This is a genomic window from Bacteroidota bacterium (assembly GCA_025059945.1).
Lineage (GTDB): Bacteria > Bacteroidota > Rhodothermia > JANXDC01 > JANXDC01 > JANXDC01.
On record JANXDC010000011.1, the window covers coordinates 13,244 to 31,982 of the forward strand.

Consider the following 18,739-nt stretch of genomic DNA (forward strand, 5'->3'; position numbering starts at 1 on the left):
TGGTTAGGGGGTGCGGGCCGTCCACAGCACAGACCCGCCTACGGGCAGTAGATGCAGCTGCGTCTCGGGTATGCCCGCGTTCCGAGCCGCCGCAAGGAGCCGCTCTGGGGGCTCTAAAAGCGGCTCGTCTGCCTGATCGAAGGTGCCCCAGTGGACGGGCACTAGGTATCGGGCCCCCAGGTCCTGGAGCGCCCGCACGGCTTCCTCGGGGTTTACGTGGATTTCTTGCATAAACCAGCGCGGCTCATAGGCTCCGATCGGCAGCACGGCCACTTCCGGCGCGCCCAGAAGCTGGCCGATCTGGCGGAAGTGCGATCCATAGCCCGTATCGCCCCCGAAATACAGCCGAAACCCGCTTCGATCCTCCAGGTACCAGCTCGCCCACAGGTCCCGGTTTCGGTCCGTGATCCAGCGGTTGGAAAAGTGTCGAGCCGGGGTGCAGTGCAGCCGCAGGGGGCCGTAGTCGACGTACTCCCACCAATCGAGCTCCAATACGCGCCGCAGGCCCCAGGCCCGCAGGTGCCGGCCCACGCCCAAGGGGACGAGAAAAAGGGGGCGAAAGCGGCGTTCCAGCTCCCGCACCGAGGCCTTGTCGAGGTGGTCGTAGTGGTTGTGCGAAATCAGCACCACGTGCACACGCGGAAGCGCCTCCGGAGATATCGGCGGCGCAACCTGCCGCACAGGGCCCGCAAAGGAGACCGGCCCTACGCGACGACTGAAGACGGGGTCCGTGATCACCCAGAGCGTATCAAGCCGAACCAACACCGTGCTGTGCCCTAGCCAGAACAGGGCCGGAGTGCCGTCGGGCACGCGCAGCGCCTCCGGCCGCAGGGCTCGAAAAGGCGTGGGCGGATGCGCGCGGTGCGCGAAGATGCGCCGAAGGATCCAGCTTGCGCTTCGCCAGAAGGGCCGTTTCAGGGGCGGATCCAGATTCCGAAAGGGCCCGCCCCCTTGGGGGGCGTGATGGACCCGCGTGTACCAGGGATGCTTGTGCACCGCCGGCAGGTCCACCTCCGCAGCCCCGCTGGGCTCCCCGGAGCCGGAGGCGCACCCCAACAGAAGCCCCCAAAGCCAAAAGGCAGCCGGCTTCATGTCGGAAGACCGTTCTTGGCAGCTGAACCGTCTGCGGATCGGAGGGGTTCCCCTTGTGCGAATCGGGAGGTTCCTGCGTTCTTTTCTGGGCCGAACGGGAGGATCCGCCTATGAGGCAAACGGCCTTCGTCCTCGCGCTGGGCTGCTGGGCCCTAGGGGCACAGGCGCAGGAGCTGCGCACGGTGCCGGAGCAGACAAATTACGAGGCCACCTCGCGCTATGAGGAGGTGGTGCGGTTTCTGGAGGCCCTTAGCCGGGATAGCCCGGAACTCAAGCTACTATGGCTGGATTCCACCTTTGAGGGTCGACGCCTGCCGCTTGTGGTCGCGGCCCGGGGGGTAGGCCCGGATTCCGCCAGCATCCGACAGAGCGGCCGGCTTGTGGTCTACGTGCAAGGGAACATCCACGCAGGCGAGGTGGAGGGCAAGGAGGCTATTTTGGAAATTCTGCGGGAGCTGCGCCGCGGGGAGCACGCCTTGTGGCTGGAGCGGATGGTGATCCTGTGGCTGCCCCTATTGAACGCCGACGGCAACGAGCGCATAAGCCCCACGAACCGGCCCTTTCAGCATGGCCCCGTGCGCGGCATGGGGCAGCGGCCCAACGCGCAAGGGCTGGACCTCAACCGAGACCACATGAAGCTAGAATCCCCCGAAATCCGGGCCTTTGTGTCCATCCTGCGACGCTATGACCCGGCTGTGGTGGTCGACCTGCACACCACAAACGGCTCCGTTCACGGCTATCACCTCACCTATAGCGGGCCCCTTAACCCGAACACGGATCCGGAGCTTTCAAGCTGGCAGCGTCGGGAGCTCTTTCCGGAGCTTACGCGCCGGATGGCAGCGGAGGGGTTTCGGACGTACTACTACGGCAACTTCATGACCCGAGAAGGGCGCGAGGTCTGGGCCACCTTTAGTCATGAGCCGCGCTTTAACAACAACTATGTGGGGCTGCGCAACCGGATCTCCGTGCTGAGCGAGGCCTACGCTTACTTGCCGTTTCGAGACCGGATCGCCGTAACGCGCGCCTTTGTGCGCACGCTGCTGACGTATCTGTCCGAACGCGCCGAGGCTGTCGTGCAGCTGGTACGGGCGGCGGACCGGCGGGCGGTCGCGCTCGGCCGCTCGGGTCGCGACTCCCTGGGGGTGCGCTTTCAGATGGTCCAATCCCAGGAACGGGTCCCGATCCTAAAGGCCGCCGTGAGCGTGGAGACCAACCCGTATTCGGGCAGGCCCATGTATCGGCTGCTCGAGGACTCGGTGCGTACGGTCTGGATGCCGGAGTATCAGGCCTTCGCCCCCACGCGCCGAGAGCGGGTCCCCTCGGCCTATTATGCACCCCCGGAGGTCGCCGCGCGCATTTTGCCCCTTCTACGGGCGCATGGCGTGCGCTTGGAGCGCCTGGAGCGGCCGGTTCGCTTGGTGTTGGAGCGCTTCCGGATCACGGAAAACCGACAAGACGAGCAGCCCTTTCAGGGGCACCGGCAGCGCAGGCTTGAGGGCCGCTGGGAGCGCTTCGAGCAGGAGGTCCCGGCCGGCAGTTGGCGCATCCCTATGGATCAGCCCCTGGCGCGGCTTGCCTTCTACCTCCTTGAGCCCGCAAGCGACGACGGGCTGGTGAACTGGAACTTCCTGGACGCCCTCTTGGAGGGAGCCGTTTTCTACCCTGTTTGGCGCGCCGCCTCCTAAGAAGGGCCGAGTTTGCGCGAAAGGCGCCTAGGCACTAGGTTTCTTTCTTGAAAGGGGTTCCCCGCATGCTCTCCGCCGAAGAGCGTAGACGCCGAGCCCTCCTCCTGGTGGAGGACAACCCCGATGACGTAGCGCTTACGCTGCGCGCCTTTCGGCGCCATCGGATTCTGAATCCGATCATCGTGCTGCGAGACGGGGAGGAAGCGCTGGAGTACTTGTTCCGTACCGGCCGGTATGCGGACCGGAGGCCGGAGCCGCCGCCGTTGGTGATCCTGCTAGATTTGAAGCTGCCTCGATTGGACGGCATCGAGGTGCTGCGTCGGATTCGCGCAAACGAACACACCCGCTTGCAGCCAGTTGTGATGCTTACCTCATCGACCGAAGAGCGCGATCTAATCGAATCTTATCAGCTCGGGGTCAACAGTTACATCCGCAAGCCCGTCGACTTTGAGGCCTTTGCAGAGGCGGTGGCGCATATCGGGCTTTATTGGCTTCTTCTCAACGAGCCTCCCCCGGACGAGTCCATATGAAAGGGGAAGCCCTCCGGTTCGGTCGCATCATCCGGCGTCTGCCTTTGGCCTACATCTTAGGGGGGGTGATTTGGATCGGCGCTTCGGATTTTCTGCTCGGTCAGCGGTTTTGGAGGTTTCAGATCGTAAAAGATATGGCCTTTGTGTTGGCAAGCGGTCTAATCTTGTACGTTTTGCTGCGCCAGGTCCAGAGGGCTTACGAGCGGGCTCAAGAGGGCGAGCCTCGGCTTCGGGATCTGCTCGAGGTGCCCCATGTGGGGATCGCCCTTTTAGACCTAGAAGGGCGGATTCGGTTCGTTAACCGCTGCCTGGCGGAGCTATGGGGCCGCCAGCCGGAGGAGCTCTTAGGACAGGAGATCCTACAGCTGACCTATCCGGACGATCGGGCTCATACAGAGCAGATGCTGCTACGGCTGTGCTCCGAACAGACCGAGACGCTCCGCTACGAGAAGCGCTTCCTGCGAGCCGATGGCGGCTTTTTCTGGGCGCTTGTGGCTTGCCGACTGACACGAAGCGTCGACCCGCAGAGCTCTGCGCAAATCCTCAAGGTGGTCCTAGACGTATCCGAGCAAAAGGAGCTAGAGGAGCGCCTGCGCCGCTCCGAGGCTCTGTATCGGTATATGTTTGAGCACAACCCGCATGCGATGTGGATATACGATGTGCAGACGCATCGCTTTTTGGCCGTCAACGAAACGGCGCTGCGGCGGTACGGCTACAGCCGCGAAGAGTTTCTGGAGCTTACGCTCTTCGACATCCGACCCCGAGAGGACTGGGAGCGGTTGCGCAGCTCGCTTGCGCGCAACTTGCCGGGCACGGAGTTTTCCGGGCTTTGGCGGCATCTACGCAAGGACGGCTCTCTGCTGTGGGTTGACCTCACCTCCCATCCCATAAACTGGGAGGGTCGAGAGGCCCGGCTCGTGGTGGCCGTGGATGTGACGGCTATAAAAGCGCTTAAGGAGGCGCTTCAAGAGTCGGAGGAGCGCTTTCGTACGCTAGCGGAGCAAACAGCGGCGGCCGTGTTGGTCTACCAAGGGGGGCGCATCGCTTATGCCAATCCGGCCTGTGAGCACGTCTTGGGATATCGGCTGGAGCATCTGCCGAGGCTGCGTTTTTGGCAAATCCTGCCTCCCGAAGAGCGAAAGCTCCTGCCCCTGCGGAAGCTAGCCCGCGGAGACGAGCTTCGCCTGCGGCACGCTGAACTGCGCGTAAGGGACGCCAACGGTCAGCTTCGGTGGGTTGATCTCACTGTCGGGCCCATATCCTGGCAAGGCAAGCCGGCTCTGATCTTTACGGCGCTGGATATAACGGATCGCAAGCGGGTCGAGGCGGAGCTTGCCCAACTTAACCGGGAGCTAGAGCGCCGTGTGCGCGAGCGCACCGCGGCGCTGGAGGCGGCTTTAAGAGAGTTAGAGGCCTTTAGCTACTCCGTATCGCATGACCTGCGCGCTCCGCTGCGGGCCATCGACGGCTTCAGTCAAGCCTTGTTGGAAGACTACGGGGATCGGTTCGATCCAGAGGCTCGGTATTATCTGGACCGTATTCGGGCCGGCGCGCAGCGCATGGGGCTGCTTATCGACGACCTGTTGCGGCTTTCCCGCATCAGCCGGGTCGAGCTCGTCCGGGAGCGGGTGCATCTGTCTGCTCTTGCGCGCGAGATCGCCGAGCTGCTACAGCAGTCCGATCCCCAGCGGGCCGTGCTCTGGAAGATCGCCGATGATCTCTTCGTCGAGGGCGATGCCGGCCTGCTGCGCCTGCTGTTGCAGAATCTGCTGGAGAACGCCTGGAAGTACACCCGAACGCGCCCCCAGGCCTATATAGAACTGGGGGTTTTACGGGGGTCTGGATCGCCGATCTACTACGTACGGGACAACGGGATAGGCTTTGATCCGGCTCAGGCGGAGCGCATCTTTCAGCCCTTTACGCGTCTGGAACCCGACTACGAGGGCACGGGCGTTGGGCTGGCCACGGTTGAACGGATCGTGCGCCGGCACGGCGGCCGCATCTGGGCCGAGGGCCGGCCCGGAGAGGGGGCGACGTTTTACTTTACGCTCGCCCCGGAGCCGTAGCGGCTTTTTGCGGGAGCGCCCCATCCGCCGCCGCCCGGGGTTTCGATCCGAATCCGATCTCCCGCCTGGGCCCAGAAGCTGACTTTGCCGGAAAGCCGGCGTCGCCGGCCCTGATGTATCCAGATCGCCTTTCCGGGCGCGCCCGGCTCCCCGCCTGCGAGCCCGTAGGGGGGCCGGCGCCTTCGTTCGGCCAGGATCGTGATCTGAGCCGGGGCCAGCAGCTCAAGCTCCCGCACCAGGCCATCGCCTCCGTGGCGCAGGCCTCGGCCCCCGGAGCCATCTCGGATCCCGTAGCGGGTGATGCGAAACGGATAAGCGTACTCGAGCGCTTCAACCGGGGTGTTGAGCGTGTTGGTCATGTGCGTGTGCACGGCCGAGCTGCCGTCCCGATCCGGCATGGCCCCGGCCCCGCCAGCTAGGGTTTCGTAGTAGGCGTAGGGGCGCTGGCGAAACGGATCCCAGCCTCCGATACTCCAGTTGTTCATCGTGCCCTGCGAGGCGGCCGGTATGCGATCCGGAAGCGCCTGCGCCAGGGCCCCCAAAACCACGTCTACGATCCGCTGCGAGGTCTCCACGTTGCCGCCGGCCACGGCCGCGGGGGGTCGGGCGTCCAGAAGCGATCCGGGCTCGGTTAGGATCCGAATCGGACGCAGGCAGCCCGCGTTTGTGGGCACATCCTGGCCGATGAGCGCCCGAAAGACGTAATAGACGGCCGATACCGTGATGGCCCGCACCGCGTTCAGGGGGCCTGCGCATTGCGGGGCGGTGCCGGAGAAATCAACCGTGGCCTCGGATCCGGATATCGTGACGGCCACCCGAATCGGCAGCGGCTCTCGGGAGAAGCCGTCGTCATCTAGGGCGTCTTCAAAGCGATAGGTGCCGTCGGGCAGTTCGGACAGAAACCGGCGCATAAGGCGCTCGGCGTAATCCAGCAGCGCCTCCATGGCGGCTTCGAGTTCGGGGCCGTATTTGCGCACAAGCTCCTCGAAGCGGGCCACGCCGCGCTCGCCTGCGGCCAGCTGGGCCCGCAGGTCCCCGCGGCGCTCCTCCGGGGTACGCACGTTTGCCAGGATCAGCTCCCAAACCGCCGGGTTGGGGCGGCCGGCTTGCAGCAGCTTGACCGGCGGGATCACCAAGCCCTCCTGGTAGATCTCGCGCGCCAGCGGCATCGAACCCGGCTGCATGCCCCCGATGTCGGCATGATGGGCCCGGCTTGCCACAAAGCCCCAGAGCCGACCTGCTACGAAGACGGGATGTACAAGCGTGAGATCCGGCAGGTGCGTGCCCCCTCGGAAGGGGTCGTTGAGCAGCACCGCATCGCCCGGCTCAAGCTCTGGAAAGGCCTCCAGGCAAGCCTGCACGGAGAGGGGCATGGCGCCCAGGTGTACGGGGATATGCGCGGCCTGCGCCAGCAGTTCTCCCCTAGGCGTAAAGAGCGCGCAGGAGAAATCGCGACGCTCCTTAATGTTGGGCGAGAAGGCGGATCGACGCAGCACAGCCCCCATTTCCTCGGCCACGGAGGCCAGAAGATGCCGGAAGATCTCCAGCCGCACGGCGTCCATCACGGTAGCTCCACCAGCAGGTTGCCGAAGCGGTCCACGTAGGCTGCGCTCCGAGGCGGTAGGTATACCGTGGTGTCGGGGCGCACGCACAGGGCGGGGCCCTTGAGCCGGTTTCCGGGCCGCAGGGCCGATCCATTGTAAACGGGGATCACCCGAAGGGAGCGCTCCACCACGACCGGACGCTCCTCCAGCAAGGCCCCGGGCTCGGGCTCCGGTCCTGCGGACTCCAGCTCCGGCAATTTAGGAGGGGTTGTGAGGCCCACCGCATGCAGGCGCAGGTTGGTGATCTCCACCGGGGCCGTCGGATCGGCGTGTCCGTAGGCGCGCCTGTGGGCTCCATCGAAGGCTTTGCGCCAGGATCGGCTAAACGGGATGCGCAGCTCGTAGCTTTGCCCCACATAGCGCACCTCCAGGTAGCGCTCCAGCAGCATCCGGGATCCAAAGAAACCCTCCCGACGCAGCTCCTGGCGGGCCCTTCGCAACAGGGGGCCGAAGCGACGCGCAAGCTCTCCGTAAGCGGTTTGCTCCGGCAGCATCACCGTTTGCACGTAGTCGCGTCGCACGTCGGCCGCGAGCATCCCCAAGGCCGAAAGCACCGAGGCGTAGGCAGGCACAAGCACGCGCCGGATGCCCAGGCTCTGGGCTAGTTCGACCGCGTGCAGAGGGCCAGCCCCCCCGAAGGAGACGAGCACAAAGTCGCGCGGATCGTAGCCGCGTTCGACCGAGATCACGCGCAGGGCGCGCTCCATGTGCGCATGGGCCACCTGAAGCACCCCCCAGGCGGCGGCCTGAGCGGAGCTGAGGCCAGCGGGCGTCTCAAGTCGCAGCGCGCGCGCCAGACGCGCCAGCGCCTCGGCCGCCGCCTCTTGCTGAAGCCGAAAGGCGCCGCCCAGGAAGCGCTCGGGCACTAGGCGCCCCAGCACCACGTGCGCGTCTGTGACCGTGGCCCATGTGCCGCCCCGCCCGTAGCAAGCCGGACCCGGATCGGCCCCTGCGCTCTGAGGGCCCACGCGCAGAGCGCCCCCGGGATCGACCGAGGCTATGGAGCCACCCCCCGCGCCGATTGTGTGGATGTCCAATATGGGCACGCGAATGGGCAAGCCGCCGATCGCGCCCTCGGTCGTAAGGGGCAGCTCTCCCGGCAACAGGGACACGTCCGTGGAGGTGCCCCCCATGTCGAGGGTGATAAGTTGCGTTTGTCCGCACAGGGCCGCCACGTATTGGGCCCCGATTACGCCGCCAGCCGGGCCCGAAAGCGCGCAGCGCACCGCCTGCGCTCGCGCCTCCTCGGAGCGCATCAGGCCCCCGTTGGATTGCATCACACGAAAGGAGTGGGCCCCCAGGGCCCGCTCTAGGCCGCTTAGATACCGATCCAAGATCGGGGCCACGTAGGCGCTCGCCACCGTGGTGCTGGCGCGTTCGTATTCCCGAAACTCCGGCAACACCTCGACCGAAAGCGTCACCCGCAGCCCCGCCGCGCGGAGGGCTTCGCCTATGCGGCGTTCGTGTTCGGGGCGCAGAAACGAAAACAGCAGGCAGACGGCCACGGATTCGGCGCGGATCCGGCGCAGCGCCTCAACCAGGCCCGGCAAGGCGGAATCCTCAAGCGCCCGCAGGATGCTCCCGTCGGCTCCGACGCGCTCGGGCACCTCAAAGCACCAGGCTCGGGGTACAAGGGGTTCTGTCCGCCGGGCGGCCAGATCGTACAGGGCTTCCCGGTTCTGCCGACCGATGTGCAGCAGGTCCCGAAAGCCCTCGGTGGTGACGAAGGCCGTTCGAGCACCCTTGCGCTCCAGCAGGGCGTTTGTGGCCACGGTCGAGCCGTGCACAATCGCATGCGCCCCCGGGCCGATCGCGCGCAGGCCCTCTAGCACGGCCTGGGCGGGGTTCGAGGGCGTTGAAAACCGCTTAAACGTCCAAAGCCGACCCGTTTCGGGTTCGTAGACTACGAAATCCGTAAACGTGCCCCCGATGTCGATGCCGATGCGGTAGCTCATGGGCGGTTGCGCCGGCTAAGGAGCTTCCAGCAAGCCAGGGCCGTTACGAGAAGCGCCATCAGGCCGGCTATGCGCACGGAGGCGGCCTCAGAAAGGGCCCAGAGCCCGGCCGTGCGCGCGGCGCTCAGCACATGCTGTAGGCCCAGCATCGTGGCCACGGACACGATTAGGGCCGTGAGCGCGTTCGCCCACAGCCCGTTGCGGGCCGGGCCCATAAGCGCAGGATCGTTGGCGGACAGCCACAGAAAGACGGCCGCGATAGGCAGTAGCACCCCATTTAAGGCCTGGGCCGCCAGAATGGCCGGTATGGGGCGCACTCCCAGAAGGCCGAACAGCACCCCCACGGCCCATACGCCGAAGAGCACGGCCCGGTAGGGTGCGCTGCGCTCGGTCCATCTGGCCGGATTTCGGGCCAAAATCCCGCGTGCGGTGATGGCGGCGGCCGTGGGCGCGGTAAGGGCGGAGCTAAAGCCCGCCGCAAAAAGCCCCAAGGCGAACAAGGTCCGGGCCCAGGGGCCAAGTTGGGAGGCGAGCGCCTCCGCAAGGGCCCGATACGAGAAGGCCCCCGAGATGGCCGAACCCGTCACCAGGATCGCCATGGAGATGAACACGCCGACCGCGATGGACACGGCCAGCCCCAGGCGCGTAAGCCCCAGGTCCTGACCCCGCGCCAGGCGCGAGCCCAGAAACAGGTTGTAGGGCACAACCGTGGTGCCCACAAGCCCCACGGCCAGGGCCTCGGCTCCAGAGGGTAGGGCGGGCCAAAGCAGCCCCTTTAGCCAGGTCCAATCCGGCGGGTGTACGCGCCAGGCCGTCAGGAAAAATGCCACCCCCATGAAGGCCACTAGGGCCCCGAGCAGGCGCGTGAGCGTGGCGATCGTTCCGATCCACAACAGAAGCCCCGAGCAGAGGGCTACAGCGATCGCAAGCGGAAGGCCCGAAACGGCTAAGGCGAGCTCTAGGCCGGCCACGGCGCCCAGGATGTTGCCCACTTGAAAGGCGGCGCAGCCCAACACGATGGCACCTAAGGCGAGGCCGCGCACAAGCCAACCGGAAGGCCCGCTGAAACGCGCACGCAGGGCCTCACCCAAGGGGAGGCCGGATTGAATCGCAAGCCGCGCGGCGGCCTCTTGCAGCACCCAGCAGGCCACCAGCGAAAAGCCTAGCGTCCAAAGCAGCGCAAGTCCATACCGGGCCCCGGCGGCCGCGGCCGTCGTCACCGTGCCCGGCCCCACAAAGGCGGCCGCGATCACAGACCAGAGCAGAACGACCGCCCAGCGCTTCATCGGCGAAGCCCCAAGACCAGTTCCGGAAACAAGATCACAAGCAGAAGGGCCACCAGTTGCAGCCCGATAAAGGGCACAACACCCCGATACATGTCCAGCGTCTGCACCTCCGGCGGGGTCACCCCGCGCAGGTAGAAGAGCGCAAAACCAAACGGGGGTGTAAGGAAAGACGTTTGCAGGTTCATGCCCAGCATGACCCCAAACCAGACCAAATCGATGCCCAGGGCCTGGGCCGCGGGCACGATCAGGGGCAAAATGATGAAGGCGATCTCGAAGAAATCCAGGAAGAACCCCAACAGGAAAACGGCCGCGTTCACGACCACGAGCAGGCCCACTCGGCCTCCCGGCAGGCCCGTGAGCAGGTTTTCGATCCAGACGTCTCCGTACAGGCCCCGAAAGACGAGCGCGAAGACCGTCGAACCGATAAGGAGCATCATGACCATGGCCACTAACCGAGCCGTCTGATCCAGGCTTTCGCGCAGGGCCCGCCGGGAGAGTCGACCCCGCAGCAAGGCTAGCCCCAAGGCGCCCGTTGCGCCCAGAGCGCCGGCCTCCGTTGGCGTGGCCAAGCCCACGAAGATGCCGCCCAGCACAACTAGGATGAGCGCAAGCGGAGGGGCCATGACCTGAAGGGCGCGCAGTAGGAGCGCTCTTCCGTCGAGCGTGCGCGCCTCTGGCGGCAAGGCCGGGGCCCTGGAGGGGCGCAGCAAGGCCACCGCGGCCACGTACAGGGCGTATAGGCCGGCTAAGATGAGACCGGGTACAAGCGCGCCCAGGAAGAGATCGCCCACCGAGATGCCCATCTGATCGCCTAGCACGATCAGCACCACGCTCGGAGGGATGATTTGCCCCAGGGTGCCAGAAGCCGTGATGACGCCCGTAGCCAGGCGCGGATCGTAGCGGTAGCGGAGCATAACGGGCAGCGAGATCAAGCCCATGGCCACCACCGAGGCCCCCACCACTCCGGTAGCGGCGGCCAGCAGGGTGCCCACGAACACCACAGCCAGGGCCAGGCCGCCCCGCAGGGGGCCGAAGAGCCGGCCGATCGTCTCCAGCAGGTCCTCGGCCAACCCGGAGCGCTCCAGGACGGAGCCCATGAAAATGAAAAACGGCACGGCCAGAAGCGTATAGTTGGCCATCACGCCGAAGATGCGCTCCGGTATGGCCAGCAGCAGATGCCAATCGAAGTAGCCCAGTTCCACCCCCAGAAAAGCGAACAGCAGGGCTACGCCCCCCAACGCGAAGGCCACAGGGAAGCCGGCGAAGATGAGCCCCAGCGCCGCTAGAAACATAAGGGGGGCTAGCCAGTCCCCGTTCATAGGCCCTCTCCGGCCCGAGGCGGGGTCCACGGCGTAGCGCGCCCCCGCAGCCAGGCCCAGCGTTTGATCGCCTCTGCGATCGCCTGCAGGCCCAGCAGCAGAAACCCGACCAAGATGACCGTTTTAATGGGGTACCGGGGCAGCCCGCCGGGATCCGGGGACATCTCGCGCAGCCGCCAGGAGCTCAGCACCGAAGGCCAGGAGAAGTAGAGCACGCTCGCGCAGAAGGGCAGCACAAAGAGCAGCATGCCGAGGAGTTCCATCCAGGCTCGGGTCCGGGGGGAGAAGCGGCCGTAGAAGACGTCCACCCGCACATGCGCTCCGTGCCGCAGCGCATAAGAGGCGCCCAGCAGAAAGAGCACGCTAAACAAGTACCACTGCAGCTCCAGGTAGGCGTTGGAGGTCAGGCTCCTTCCTAGAGCCCGTCCCGCGTAGCGGGCCGCGGCGTTATAGGTGCCCACGAGCACCATGAGAAGAATCGCCCAATAGGCGATCCGGCCCGCGATTTCGCTCAGCTTGTCGATTCCGGCCCAGAGGCGCGCTAGTCTCCGCATGCGCTCCTCCTCACAAAGAACAGGCGGCCGGAGTTTAGGACAGCGCCCCAAGAAAAGCAAGGCGTAATGCGTCTTCGTTACAAGCCTGTGCCCTTAAAGCGTTCCTGCATGGCCTTCCAGAGCCAATCTCGGTGCATGGGATGGGCGACCTGGATCAGCGCTTGAGCTCGCTGGCGCAGGTTTTTCCCGTACAGGTTGGCGATGCCGTATTCCGTGACCACGTAGTGTACATGTGCGCGCGTGGTCACCACCCCGGCTCCCGTTTTCAGGTAGGGCACGATCCGGGATTCTCCCCTGCTCGTCACGGAGGGCAGCGCGATGATAGGTTTTCCCCCCTCCGATAGGGAAGCACCCCGGATGAAGTCCATCTGTCCACCCACGCCGGAGTACTGATAGGTGCCGATCGAATCGGCGCAGACCTGGCCCGTGAGATCGACCTCGATGGCGCTGTTGATGGCCGTTACCTTGGGGTTGCGGCGGATGACGGCCGTGTCGTTTACGTAGGCGATATCCAACAAGGCCACCATGGGGTTGTCGTCGACGAAATCGTAAAGCCGGCGGCTGCCCAGGACGAAGCCGGCCACGATCTTACCGGGATGTACGCGTTTTTGCGCGTTTGTGATCACGCCCCTTTCCACAAGATCGATCACGCCGTCGGAGAACATCTCCGTATGCACGCCCAGGTCCCGATGCTGCTTCAAGGCCGCAAGCACGGCGTTAGGGATGGCGCCGATGCCTATTTGCAGCGTGGCTCCGTCTTCGACGAGCTCCGCCACGTAGCGGCCGATCCGGGTCTCGATCTCCGTCGGGGGTGAGGGATGCACCTCCGGAAGGGGCTCATCGACCTCCACCATGGCATATAGCTGACTTACGTGGATGAGCCCGTCGCCATGTGTGCGCGGCATCTGGGGGTTGACTTGTGCGATGACGTAGCGGGCGGACTGAACGGCTGCGCGCGTAGCGTCTACAGAGACCCCCAAGGAGCAGAATCCATGTCGATCCGGCGGGGAGACGTGGATGAGCGCCACGTCCAGCGGTAAAATCCCTCGCCGAAACAGGCTAGGGACTTCGCTTAAAAAGATCGGCACGTAGTCGCCTCGGCCCTCGTTGATGGCTTGCCGGACGTTGGCCCCCACGAACAAGGCGTTGACGCGGAAACTTCTCGCATAGGCCGGATCGGCATACGGCGCGGGCCCTTCCGTGTGCAGGTGCACGATTTCGACGTCGCGCAACTCAGAGGCTCGCGCCACCAGGGCTTCGATGAGCACCCGGGGTGCAGCAGCCGCGCTGTGGATATAGACCCGATGTCCGGAGCGCACTATCGAGACAGCCTCTTCTGCGGAAACCCAGCGGGACATGATGATGCCTCCTTCGGTTCGGACGCTAAAATACGGCTCGGGGGCCGATGGCGGGTCAAGAGGGCTTAAAAAAGCTTGCTCTGGCTTGCGCTCCCCGCGTATCATGGCAAGGTTTTCGGCCAAAGAGGGGGGTTTATGGCGATGAAACGACGGGCGTTTTTAGCGCTGGCCGCCTCCGGTGGAGCGGCTTGGTTGGCGGGCTGTCGATCTCGGTCTGAGCAGACAGGCCCGGCTGTGATCACGCAGCCGCGCATCAGCTGGCGGTTGGCTTCCAGTTTCCCGCGAGGTCTGGACACGATCTTCGGCGCGGCCGAAATCCTGGCTCGACGCGTGGAGGCGCTTACCGAAGGGCGGTTTCGGATCCGCGTCTACCCGGCCGGAGAGCTGGTGCCCGGCCTGCAGGTGCTCGACGCCGTGCAACAGGGTACGGTCCAGATAGGCCATACGGCCAGCTACTATTTTACGGGCAAAAACCCCGCCTTGGCCTTCGACACCACGCTGCCTTTCGGGCTTACGGCGCGTCAGCACAACGCCTGGCTGTATTACGGAGGGGGGTTGGAGCTACTGCGTGCGGTGTTTGCGGACTTCAACATCCTCACGTTTCCGGGGGGCAACACGGGGGCCCAGATGGGCGGTTGGTTTCGCCGGGAGATCCGCTCCGCAACCGACCTGCGGGGGCTTAAGATGCGCATCCCCGGCTTAGGGGGTGAGGTCATGAGCCGTCTGGGCGCGACCGTGCAGGTGCTGGCTGGCGGGGACATTTATCCGGCGCTGGAACGCGGGGCCATCGATGCGGCCGAATGGGTGGGGCCGTATGATGATGAGAAACTGGGTTTTCATAAAGTGGCCCGTTTTTACTACTACCCGGGCTGGTGGGAGCCCAGCGCCTGTCTGTCGTTTTACGTCAACCGCTCGGCCTGGGACCGGCTGCCCCGGGCCTATCAGCAGGCCATTGAGGTGGCCTCCTATGAGGCCAACCTGGCTATGTTGGCCCATTATGATCAGCAAAACCCGCTAGCTCTGGAGCGGCTGCGGCAGGCCGGCGTGCAGCTGCGGCGTTTTCCTGAGGATATCCTGCAAGCGGCCCAACGCATCGCCTTCGGCTTGTACGAAGAACAAGCCGCGCGCGAGCCCACATACCGAAAGCTCTACGATGCTTGGAGGCGATTTCGTGAATTGGCCTACCGATGGTTCGGCACGGCCGAGCGGAGCTACGCGGATTTCGCCTTCCCCACGCCCGATCAGGCCCGGTGAGGCGCATTCGGCTTGAATCTGGACCGAGTATAAATTTCTTGTGCGTCTTGCGCCTGCTCAGGCGGCGTGTTTTCTTACGGACGCCATGCGGCACATACGGCTAACCGGCTAACAGGAGACCGTCATCATGCCACACGTCGTCGCCGAGCCCTGCATCAACTGCAAATTCACAGATTGTGTCGAGGTTTGCCCCGTGGACTGCTTCTATGAGGGGCCGAATATGCTTGTCATCCATCCGGATGAGTGCATCGACTGCGGGGCCTGTGTGCCGGTCTGCCCCACAAGCGCGATCCATCCGGAAGACGAGCTGCCCGAGAAGTGGGCCCACTACAAAGACATCAACGCCCAGCTGGCTGAAGAGTGGAAGGCTCTGGGCATGAACATCACCTCCAAAAAGGATCCGCTTCCGGAAGCGGAGGCGTGGAAGACGCGCCCCAAGAGCGAAGCGGACATCCTGACCTGGGAGGCTTGATCCCGGACCTCCAAGCGCCTTTTACCGATCCGCTCCCTTTTCTCAATCTAGAAGGGGGCGGATTTTTTTGGCCTCTCCGAGGCGTGTGCGCTATCTTACGGCCATGGCTAGCGCACCACGCCCACCTACGGTTTCCGAGGATCCGTCAGGGGCCTCCGTGGCATGGCGGATCGCGACAGCGCTGTCGAACAGCTTAAACCCCTTCGTTTTTCCGCCGCTCGTTTTTGCGCTATTGCTGTGGCATTGGGGCATCTCAGGGCATGAGCGCTGGCTTGTGCTGGGGCTGGTCACGCTCCATTTCACCGTACTACCCCTTCTGTACCTAGTCTACCTGTTGCGCCAAGGCTGGATCGAAAGTCTGGATGTGCCGCAGCGCCTGAAGCGCACCAGACCGTTCGCGTGGGGGGTTGTTTCGTATGCGCTGGCGTTGCTGATGGTGCTCTGGTGGCGACCCCCGGGTTGGGAGCCCACGGCTTGGATTATGGGAGCATACCTCGTAAATACGATCGTGGCGATGGTCATCAACCTATGGTGGAAGATCAGCGTGCACCTGATGGGTTTATCGGGAGCGCTGGCCGTGTTGGTCTTCTTTCTGCGTCATCCCCTGCCCGGATATGGGCACCGGCTCAGCTGGGATCCGCTCATTTGGGGGCTTTTGGGACTGGTGCCGGCGCTCATGTGGGCGCGTCTGACCCTGCGCGCTCATAGCTGGGCGCAGACCGCTATCGGGGCCCTATACGGCTTCGGGGCGACATATGGCCTGTTGTGTTGGGGTTGGAAGCTATACGCCAGATGAAGCTCTATACGCTCGAGGGCCGGGTGCCCGAACGCCCATGGCGCGTGCTGACGGCCGAGGAGATGCGCCGGGCTGATACGGCCGCTGCCGAACGATTGGGGCTCGCTGTGTGCATTCTTATGGAGTTAGCCGGCCGATCCGTGGCTCAGCTGCTAGAGCGCCGCTACCCTATGAGGCCCGTCTGGGTCCTATGCGGAAAAGGGCACAACGGGGGCGACGGGCTGGTGACCGCCAGGTACCTGCTTGAGGCCGGCCGCCGGGTGCACGTGATCCTGGCTGTGCCTCCAGAGGAGCTCTCCGGCGAACCCCGCGCGGCCTGGGAGCGGCTGCTTGAGATCGGCTTCAGCTGCCGATCGCGCTGGAGTTGGAGCCTTTGGCCCGATGCGGGCCCCGTGGAGCCCTCCATGATCCTCGTGGACGCTCTATTGGGCACCGGAGTGAAGCGGCCCGTAGAGGGGGCGCTCAAGCATATGATCGCGTGGATGAACCGCTCCGGGCGCCCCGTGGTGGCTGTGGACGTGCCCAGCGGCCTTTCCAGTGACACAGGGGCCGAGCAGGGCCAGGCCGTGCGGGCCTGGGATACGGTCGCAATGGCCTGTTTGAAACGCGGGCTGCTTTTGGACGAGGGCCGGCACCTTTCCGGCCGCATCTGGGTGGCCGATATCGGCATTCCGGACGCGCTCCTTGCGGAGGTGCAGACCTTCGCGGCCACCGGTCCTTGGGTGGCCGCGCATTGGCCTCGTCGAAGGCCTGGGGCGCACAAGTATCAGGTTGGGCGTCTCTTTGTGCTGGCCGGAAGCCCGGGCCTTACCGGCGCTCCCGTGTTGGCGGCCCAGGCCGCAGCGCGCATCGGCGCAGGGGCCGTGGTGATAGGCGCTCCGGTCTCCGTGGCCCCCCTATTGGCCGCCAAAACCCAGGAGGTCATGACGCGCGCGCTGTCCGAGACGGAGACCGGAACCCTGTCCATGGCCGCGCTCGCCTCTGCGCGTCAGGAGCTCGCCCGGAGCCGAGCGGGGCTCATCGGGCCAGGCCTAGGCCGGCACCCCCAGACCACAGCCCTGGTAGCCCAATTGCTTTCCGAACACCGAAGCCTGCCGATTGTGGTCGACGCCGACGGGCTGTTTGCGCTGTCCGAGCGACGCGAGCTGCTCGACGGTTCCCCCAAACCCTGGGTGCTTACTCCGCACGCGGGAGAGTTTGCTCGGCTTGCAGGCGTGGACCCCGAACAGGTCCGACGCGCCCGAGCGGAGCTCGCCCGCCACTGGGCTCGCTCCTGGGGCGTGGTGCTCGTGCTCAAGGGTATGCCCTCTGTGGTGGGCACGCCCGAAGGCCGGCTCTGGATCAACCCAACCGGGGATGAACGGCTGGCTACGGCTGGCTCAGGGGATGTTCTGGCCGGCCTGATCGCCGGCCTGCTTGCCCAGGGTCTGGATCCGGAGCGGGCCGCGGTGGCCGCCCTGTTCGTGGGGGGCTTAGCGGCGGAGGCGGGTCCCCGAAATCTGCTCGCCGGGGACATCCTAGCCAATCTCGAGGCGGGGATCCCCTGATGCGTCTGCCGCGTTGGCTTCCGGCCCTGCTTTGGGGGGCTCTTATCACCGTCTTGCTGGCCATTCCGGGCGGTCGGCTTCCGGATTTGTCGTGGTTTTCGCTTGACAAAATTGGGCATTTGGGGCTGTTTCTGATCTGGGCCTGGCTGTGGGCCTGGGCCTGGGAGCCCATGAGCAAAGCCCGCTATGGTGTGACCATAGCTCTGGCCGCGCTCTGGGCCTCTGGCACCGAAGCGCTGCAGGCCGTCTACGTCCCGGGCCGTGAGGCCGAGTGGGCCGATGTCCTGGCCGATCTGGTGGGTTTTGGACTGGGGCTGTGGAGCTATCACCGCTTCGAATGCTTGCGGGCTCTTCTGGGGAAACTCTTTGTGGCCGGGAGAGTCTAAAACGTAAGAAACGAACGATCGTAAGGGCGTCGAAACGGAGCGATGGAGTTGACTTTCGCTGGGGCTGTGCGTAGGTTTAAGAGCCTCCCGAATGGGTAAGCGGTCGAAAACCATCATGCCGAATCGATAATAGAGGAGCGAGGCATCATGCGGTTACGTCGCAAGGCGCCCGAGGCTGATCTCCGGCGGCGGTATACGCTGTTCATGGAGATCGGTTTGGTGGTGGCGCTGCTGTTGCTGGTGGTGGCGTTCCGGCTGGACCTGCGGCCCAGATCTGAGTTTGTGATCGTGGAGAAGCCGCAAGAGACCGTAAAGATGGAGGAGATCGAGCAGACCAAACAGGTCGATCGGCCGCCTCCACCGCCGCCTCCGCCGGTGCCGGTAGAGGTGCCGGACGATAAGCTGCTGGAAGAGGAGGACGTGCGCTTTGAATCCGAGCTCAACCAGCAGGCCGCGAACTTACCGCCTCCCCCGCCACCTCCGCCCGCGGCCCCGCAGCAGAAGGAGCCGGAGCCGGAGCCCGAGGTGTTCGTGATCGTCGAGGAGATGCCCGAGCTGATCGGGGGCCTAGAGGGACTGCAGCGGCGGATCCGCTATCCGGAGATCGCCCGCAAGGCCGGCGTGGAGGGGACGGTGATGGTGCAGTTTGTGGTGGACGAAAACGGCAACGTCACGAATGCTCAGGTAATCAAAGGCATCGGGGCGGGCTGCGATGAGGAAGCCCTGCGCGCTGTGCAGGAGTCCAAATTCAAGCCAGGCAAGCAGCGGGGTCGGCCCGTGCGCGTGCAGATGACCTTGCCTGTGCGCTTCCGGTTGAAGAGTTAAATACCCCCTA

The 18,739-nt window shown here is 64.9% G+C and carries 16 protein-coding genes; 9 read left to right on the forward strand and 7 right to left on the reverse strand.

Features of this window, described 5'->3' with window-relative positions:
• Positions 1-3 precede the first annotated feature (3 nt).
• Entirely contained in the window at positions 4-1,092 is a 1,089-nt protein-coding gene (locus NZ993_05865) for an MBL fold metallo-hydrolase (GenBank protein ID MCS7155318.1), read from the reverse strand.
• Positions 1,093-1,202: 110 nt separating this feature from the next.
• On the opposite strand from NZ993_05865, the gene NZ993_05870 reads away from it, so the two are divergent.
• The 3 genes from NZ993_05870 to NZ993_05880 all read left to right on the forward strand — a co-directional run bounded on the left by NZ993_05870 (position 1,203) and on the right by NZ993_05880 (position 5,373).
• Entirely contained in the window at positions 1,203-2,777 is a 1,575-nt protein-coding gene (locus tag NZ993_05870; protein ID MCS7155319.1) for a M14 family metallopeptidase, read from the forward strand.
• Between the two features lie 65 nt (positions 2,778-2,842).
• Positions 2,843-3,307, forward strand: coding sequence for a response regulator (locus NZ993_05875; GenBank protein ID MCS7155320.1), 465 nt, complete (start codon positions 2,843-2,845; stop codon positions 3,305-3,307).
• Positions 3,304-5,373 carry a PAS domain S-box protein gene (locus tag NZ993_05880; GenBank protein ID MCS7155321.1) on the forward strand — a complete coding sequence of 690 codons (2,070 nt, stop codon included), beginning with the start codon at positions 3,304-3,306 and terminating at the stop codon, positions 5,371-5,373. The genes NZ993_05875 and NZ993_05880 overlap by 4 nt, the downstream gene beginning before the upstream one ends.
• On the opposite strand, the gene NZ993_05885 is transcribed toward NZ993_05880, so the two are convergent.
• The 6 genes from NZ993_05885 to NZ993_05910 form a co-directional block, all read right to left on the reverse strand.
• Complete coding sequence (locus NZ993_05885) at positions 5,346-6,935, reverse strand: hydantoinase B/oxoprolinase family protein (protein ID MCS7155322.1); 1,590 nt, start codon at positions 6,933-6,935, stop codon at positions 5,346-5,348. The genes NZ993_05880 and NZ993_05885 overlap by 28 nt on opposite strands.
• A complete protein-coding gene (locus NZ993_05890) occupies positions 6,935-8,932 on the reverse strand; it encodes a hydantoinase/oxoprolinase family protein (GenBank protein ID MCS7155323.1) in 1,998 nt (665 codons plus the stop codon). Before NZ993_05890 ends, NZ993_05885 begins: the two co-directional genes overlap by 1 nt.
• Positions 8,929-10,218 (reverse strand): divalent metal cation transporter, encoded by a 1,290-nt coding sequence (locus NZ993_05895; GenBank protein ID MCS7155324.1) that lies wholly within the window; start codon positions 10,216-10,218, stop codon positions 8,929-8,931. Before NZ993_05895 ends, NZ993_05890 begins: the two co-directional genes overlap by 4 nt.
• Positions 10,215-11,537, reverse strand: coding sequence for a TRAP transporter large permease subunit (locus tag NZ993_05900; protein ID MCS7155325.1), 1,323 nt, complete (start codon positions 11,535-11,537; stop codon positions 10,215-10,217). The genes NZ993_05895 and NZ993_05900 overlap by 4 nt, the downstream gene beginning before the upstream one ends.
• A complete protein-coding gene (locus tag NZ993_05905) occupies positions 11,534-12,091 on the reverse strand; it encodes a TRAP transporter small permease subunit (GenBank protein ID MCS7155326.1) in 558 nt (185 codons plus the stop codon). The genes NZ993_05900 and NZ993_05905 overlap by 4 nt, the downstream gene beginning before the upstream one ends.
• Positions 12,092-12,168: 77 nt before the next feature.
• Entirely contained in the window at positions 12,169-13,449 is a 1,281-nt protein-coding gene (locus tag NZ993_05910) for a 4-hydroxybutyrate CoA-transferase (GenBank protein MCS7155327.1), read from the reverse strand.
• A 141-nt stretch (positions 13,450-13,590) separates the two neighbouring features.
• On the opposite strand from NZ993_05910, the gene NZ993_05915 reads away from it, so the two are divergent.
• The 6 genes from NZ993_05915 (at position 13,591) to NZ993_05940 (ending at position 18,729) form a co-directional block, all read left to right on the forward strand.
• Positions 13,591-14,703: a TRAP transporter substrate-binding protein gene (locus tag NZ993_05915; protein ID MCS7155328.1), complete on the forward strand. Its 1,113-nt coding sequence runs from the start codon at positions 13,591-13,593 to the stop codon at positions 14,701-14,703.
• Between the two features lie 127 nt (positions 14,704-14,830).
• Complete coding sequence (locus NZ993_05920; GenBank protein MCS7155329.1) at positions 14,831-15,175, forward strand: ferredoxin family protein; 345 nt, start codon at positions 14,831-14,833, stop codon at positions 15,173-15,175.
• A gap of 157 nt (positions 15,176-15,332) precedes the next feature.
• Positions 15,333-15,971, forward strand: coding sequence for a hypothetical protein (locus tag NZ993_05925; GenBank protein ID MCS7155330.1), 639 nt, complete (start codon positions 15,333-15,335; stop codon positions 15,969-15,971).
• Positions 15,968-17,518 (forward strand): NAD(P)H-hydrate dehydratase, encoded by a 1,551-nt coding sequence (locus NZ993_05930; protein ID MCS7155331.1) that lies wholly within the window; start codon positions 15,968-15,970, stop codon positions 17,516-17,518. Before NZ993_05925 ends, NZ993_05930 begins: the two co-directional genes overlap by 4 nt.
• Positions 17,518-17,904: a VanZ family protein gene (locus tag NZ993_05935; GenBank protein ID MCS7155332.1), complete on the forward strand. Its 387-nt coding sequence runs from the start codon at positions 17,518-17,520 to the stop codon at positions 17,902-17,904. Before NZ993_05930 ends, NZ993_05935 begins: the two co-directional genes overlap by 1 nt.
• A 147-nt stretch (positions 17,905-18,051) precedes the next feature.
• Entirely contained in the window at positions 18,052-18,729 is a 678-nt protein-coding gene (locus NZ993_05940; GenBank protein MCS7155333.1) for an energy transducer TonB, read from the forward strand.
• Positions 18,730-18,739: the final 10 nt, after the last annotated feature.

What these genes read in the sequence shown, in the direction of transcription:
- NZ993_05865 (MCS7155318.1), bottom strand. Translation starts at nt 1,092, where the DNA reads ATGAAGCCGGCTGCCTTTTGGCTTTGGGGGCTTCTGTTGGGGTGCGCC.
- NZ993_05870 (MCS7155319.1), top strand. Translation starts at nt 1,203, where the DNA reads ATGAGGCAAACGGCCTTCGTCCTCGCGCTGGGCTGCTGGGCCCTAGGG.
- NZ993_05875 (MCS7155320.1), top strand. Translation starts at nt 2,843, where the DNA reads ATGCTCTCCGCCGAAGAGCGTAGACGCCGAGCCCTCCTCCTGGTGGAG.
- NZ993_05880 (MCS7155321.1), top strand. Translation starts at nt 3,304, where the DNA reads ATGAAAGGGGAAGCCCTCCGGTTCGGTCGCATCATCCGGCGTCTGCCT.
- NZ993_05885 (MCS7155322.1), bottom strand. Translation starts at nt 6,935, where the DNA reads ATGGACGCCGTGCGGCTGGAGATCTTCCGGCATCTTCTGGCCTCCGTG.
- NZ993_05890 (MCS7155323.1), bottom strand. Translation starts at nt 8,932, where the DNA reads ATGAGCTACCGCATCGGCATCGACATCGGGGGCACGTTTACGGATTTC.
- NZ993_05895 (MCS7155324.1), bottom strand. Translation starts at nt 10,218, where the DNA reads ATGAAGCGCTGGGCGGTCGTTCTGCTCTGGTCTGTGATCGCGGCCGCC.
- NZ993_05900 (MCS7155325.1), bottom strand. Translation starts at nt 11,537, where the DNA reads ATGAACGGGGACTGGCTAGCCCCCCTTATGTTTCTAGCGGCGCTGGGG.
- NZ993_05905 (MCS7155326.1), bottom strand. Translation starts at nt 12,091, where the DNA reads ATGCGGAGACTAGCGCGCCTCTGGGCCGGAATCGACAAGCTGAGCGAA.
- NZ993_05910 (MCS7155327.1), bottom strand. Translation starts at nt 13,449, where the DNA reads ATGTCCCGCTGGGTTTCCGCAGAAGAGGCTGTCTCGATAGTGCGCTCC.
- NZ993_05915 (MCS7155328.1), top strand. Translation starts at nt 13,591, where the DNA reads ATGAAACGACGGGCGTTTTTAGCGCTGGCCGCCTCCGGTGGAGCGGCT.
- NZ993_05920 (MCS7155329.1), top strand. Translation starts at nt 14,831, where the DNA reads ATGCCACACGTCGTCGCCGAGCCCTGCATCAACTGCAAATTCACAGAT.
- NZ993_05930 (MCS7155331.1), top strand. Translation starts at nt 15,968, where the DNA reads ATGAAGCTCTATACGCTCGAGGGCCGGGTGCCCGAACGCCCATGGCGC.
- NZ993_05935 (MCS7155332.1), top strand. Translation starts at nt 17,518, where the DNA reads ATGCGTCTGCCGCGTTGGCTTCCGGCCCTGCTTTGGGGGGCTCTTATC.
- NZ993_05940 (MCS7155333.1), top strand. Translation starts at nt 18,052, where the DNA reads ATGCGGTTACGTCGCAAGGCGCCCGAGGCTGATCTCCGGCGGCGGTAT.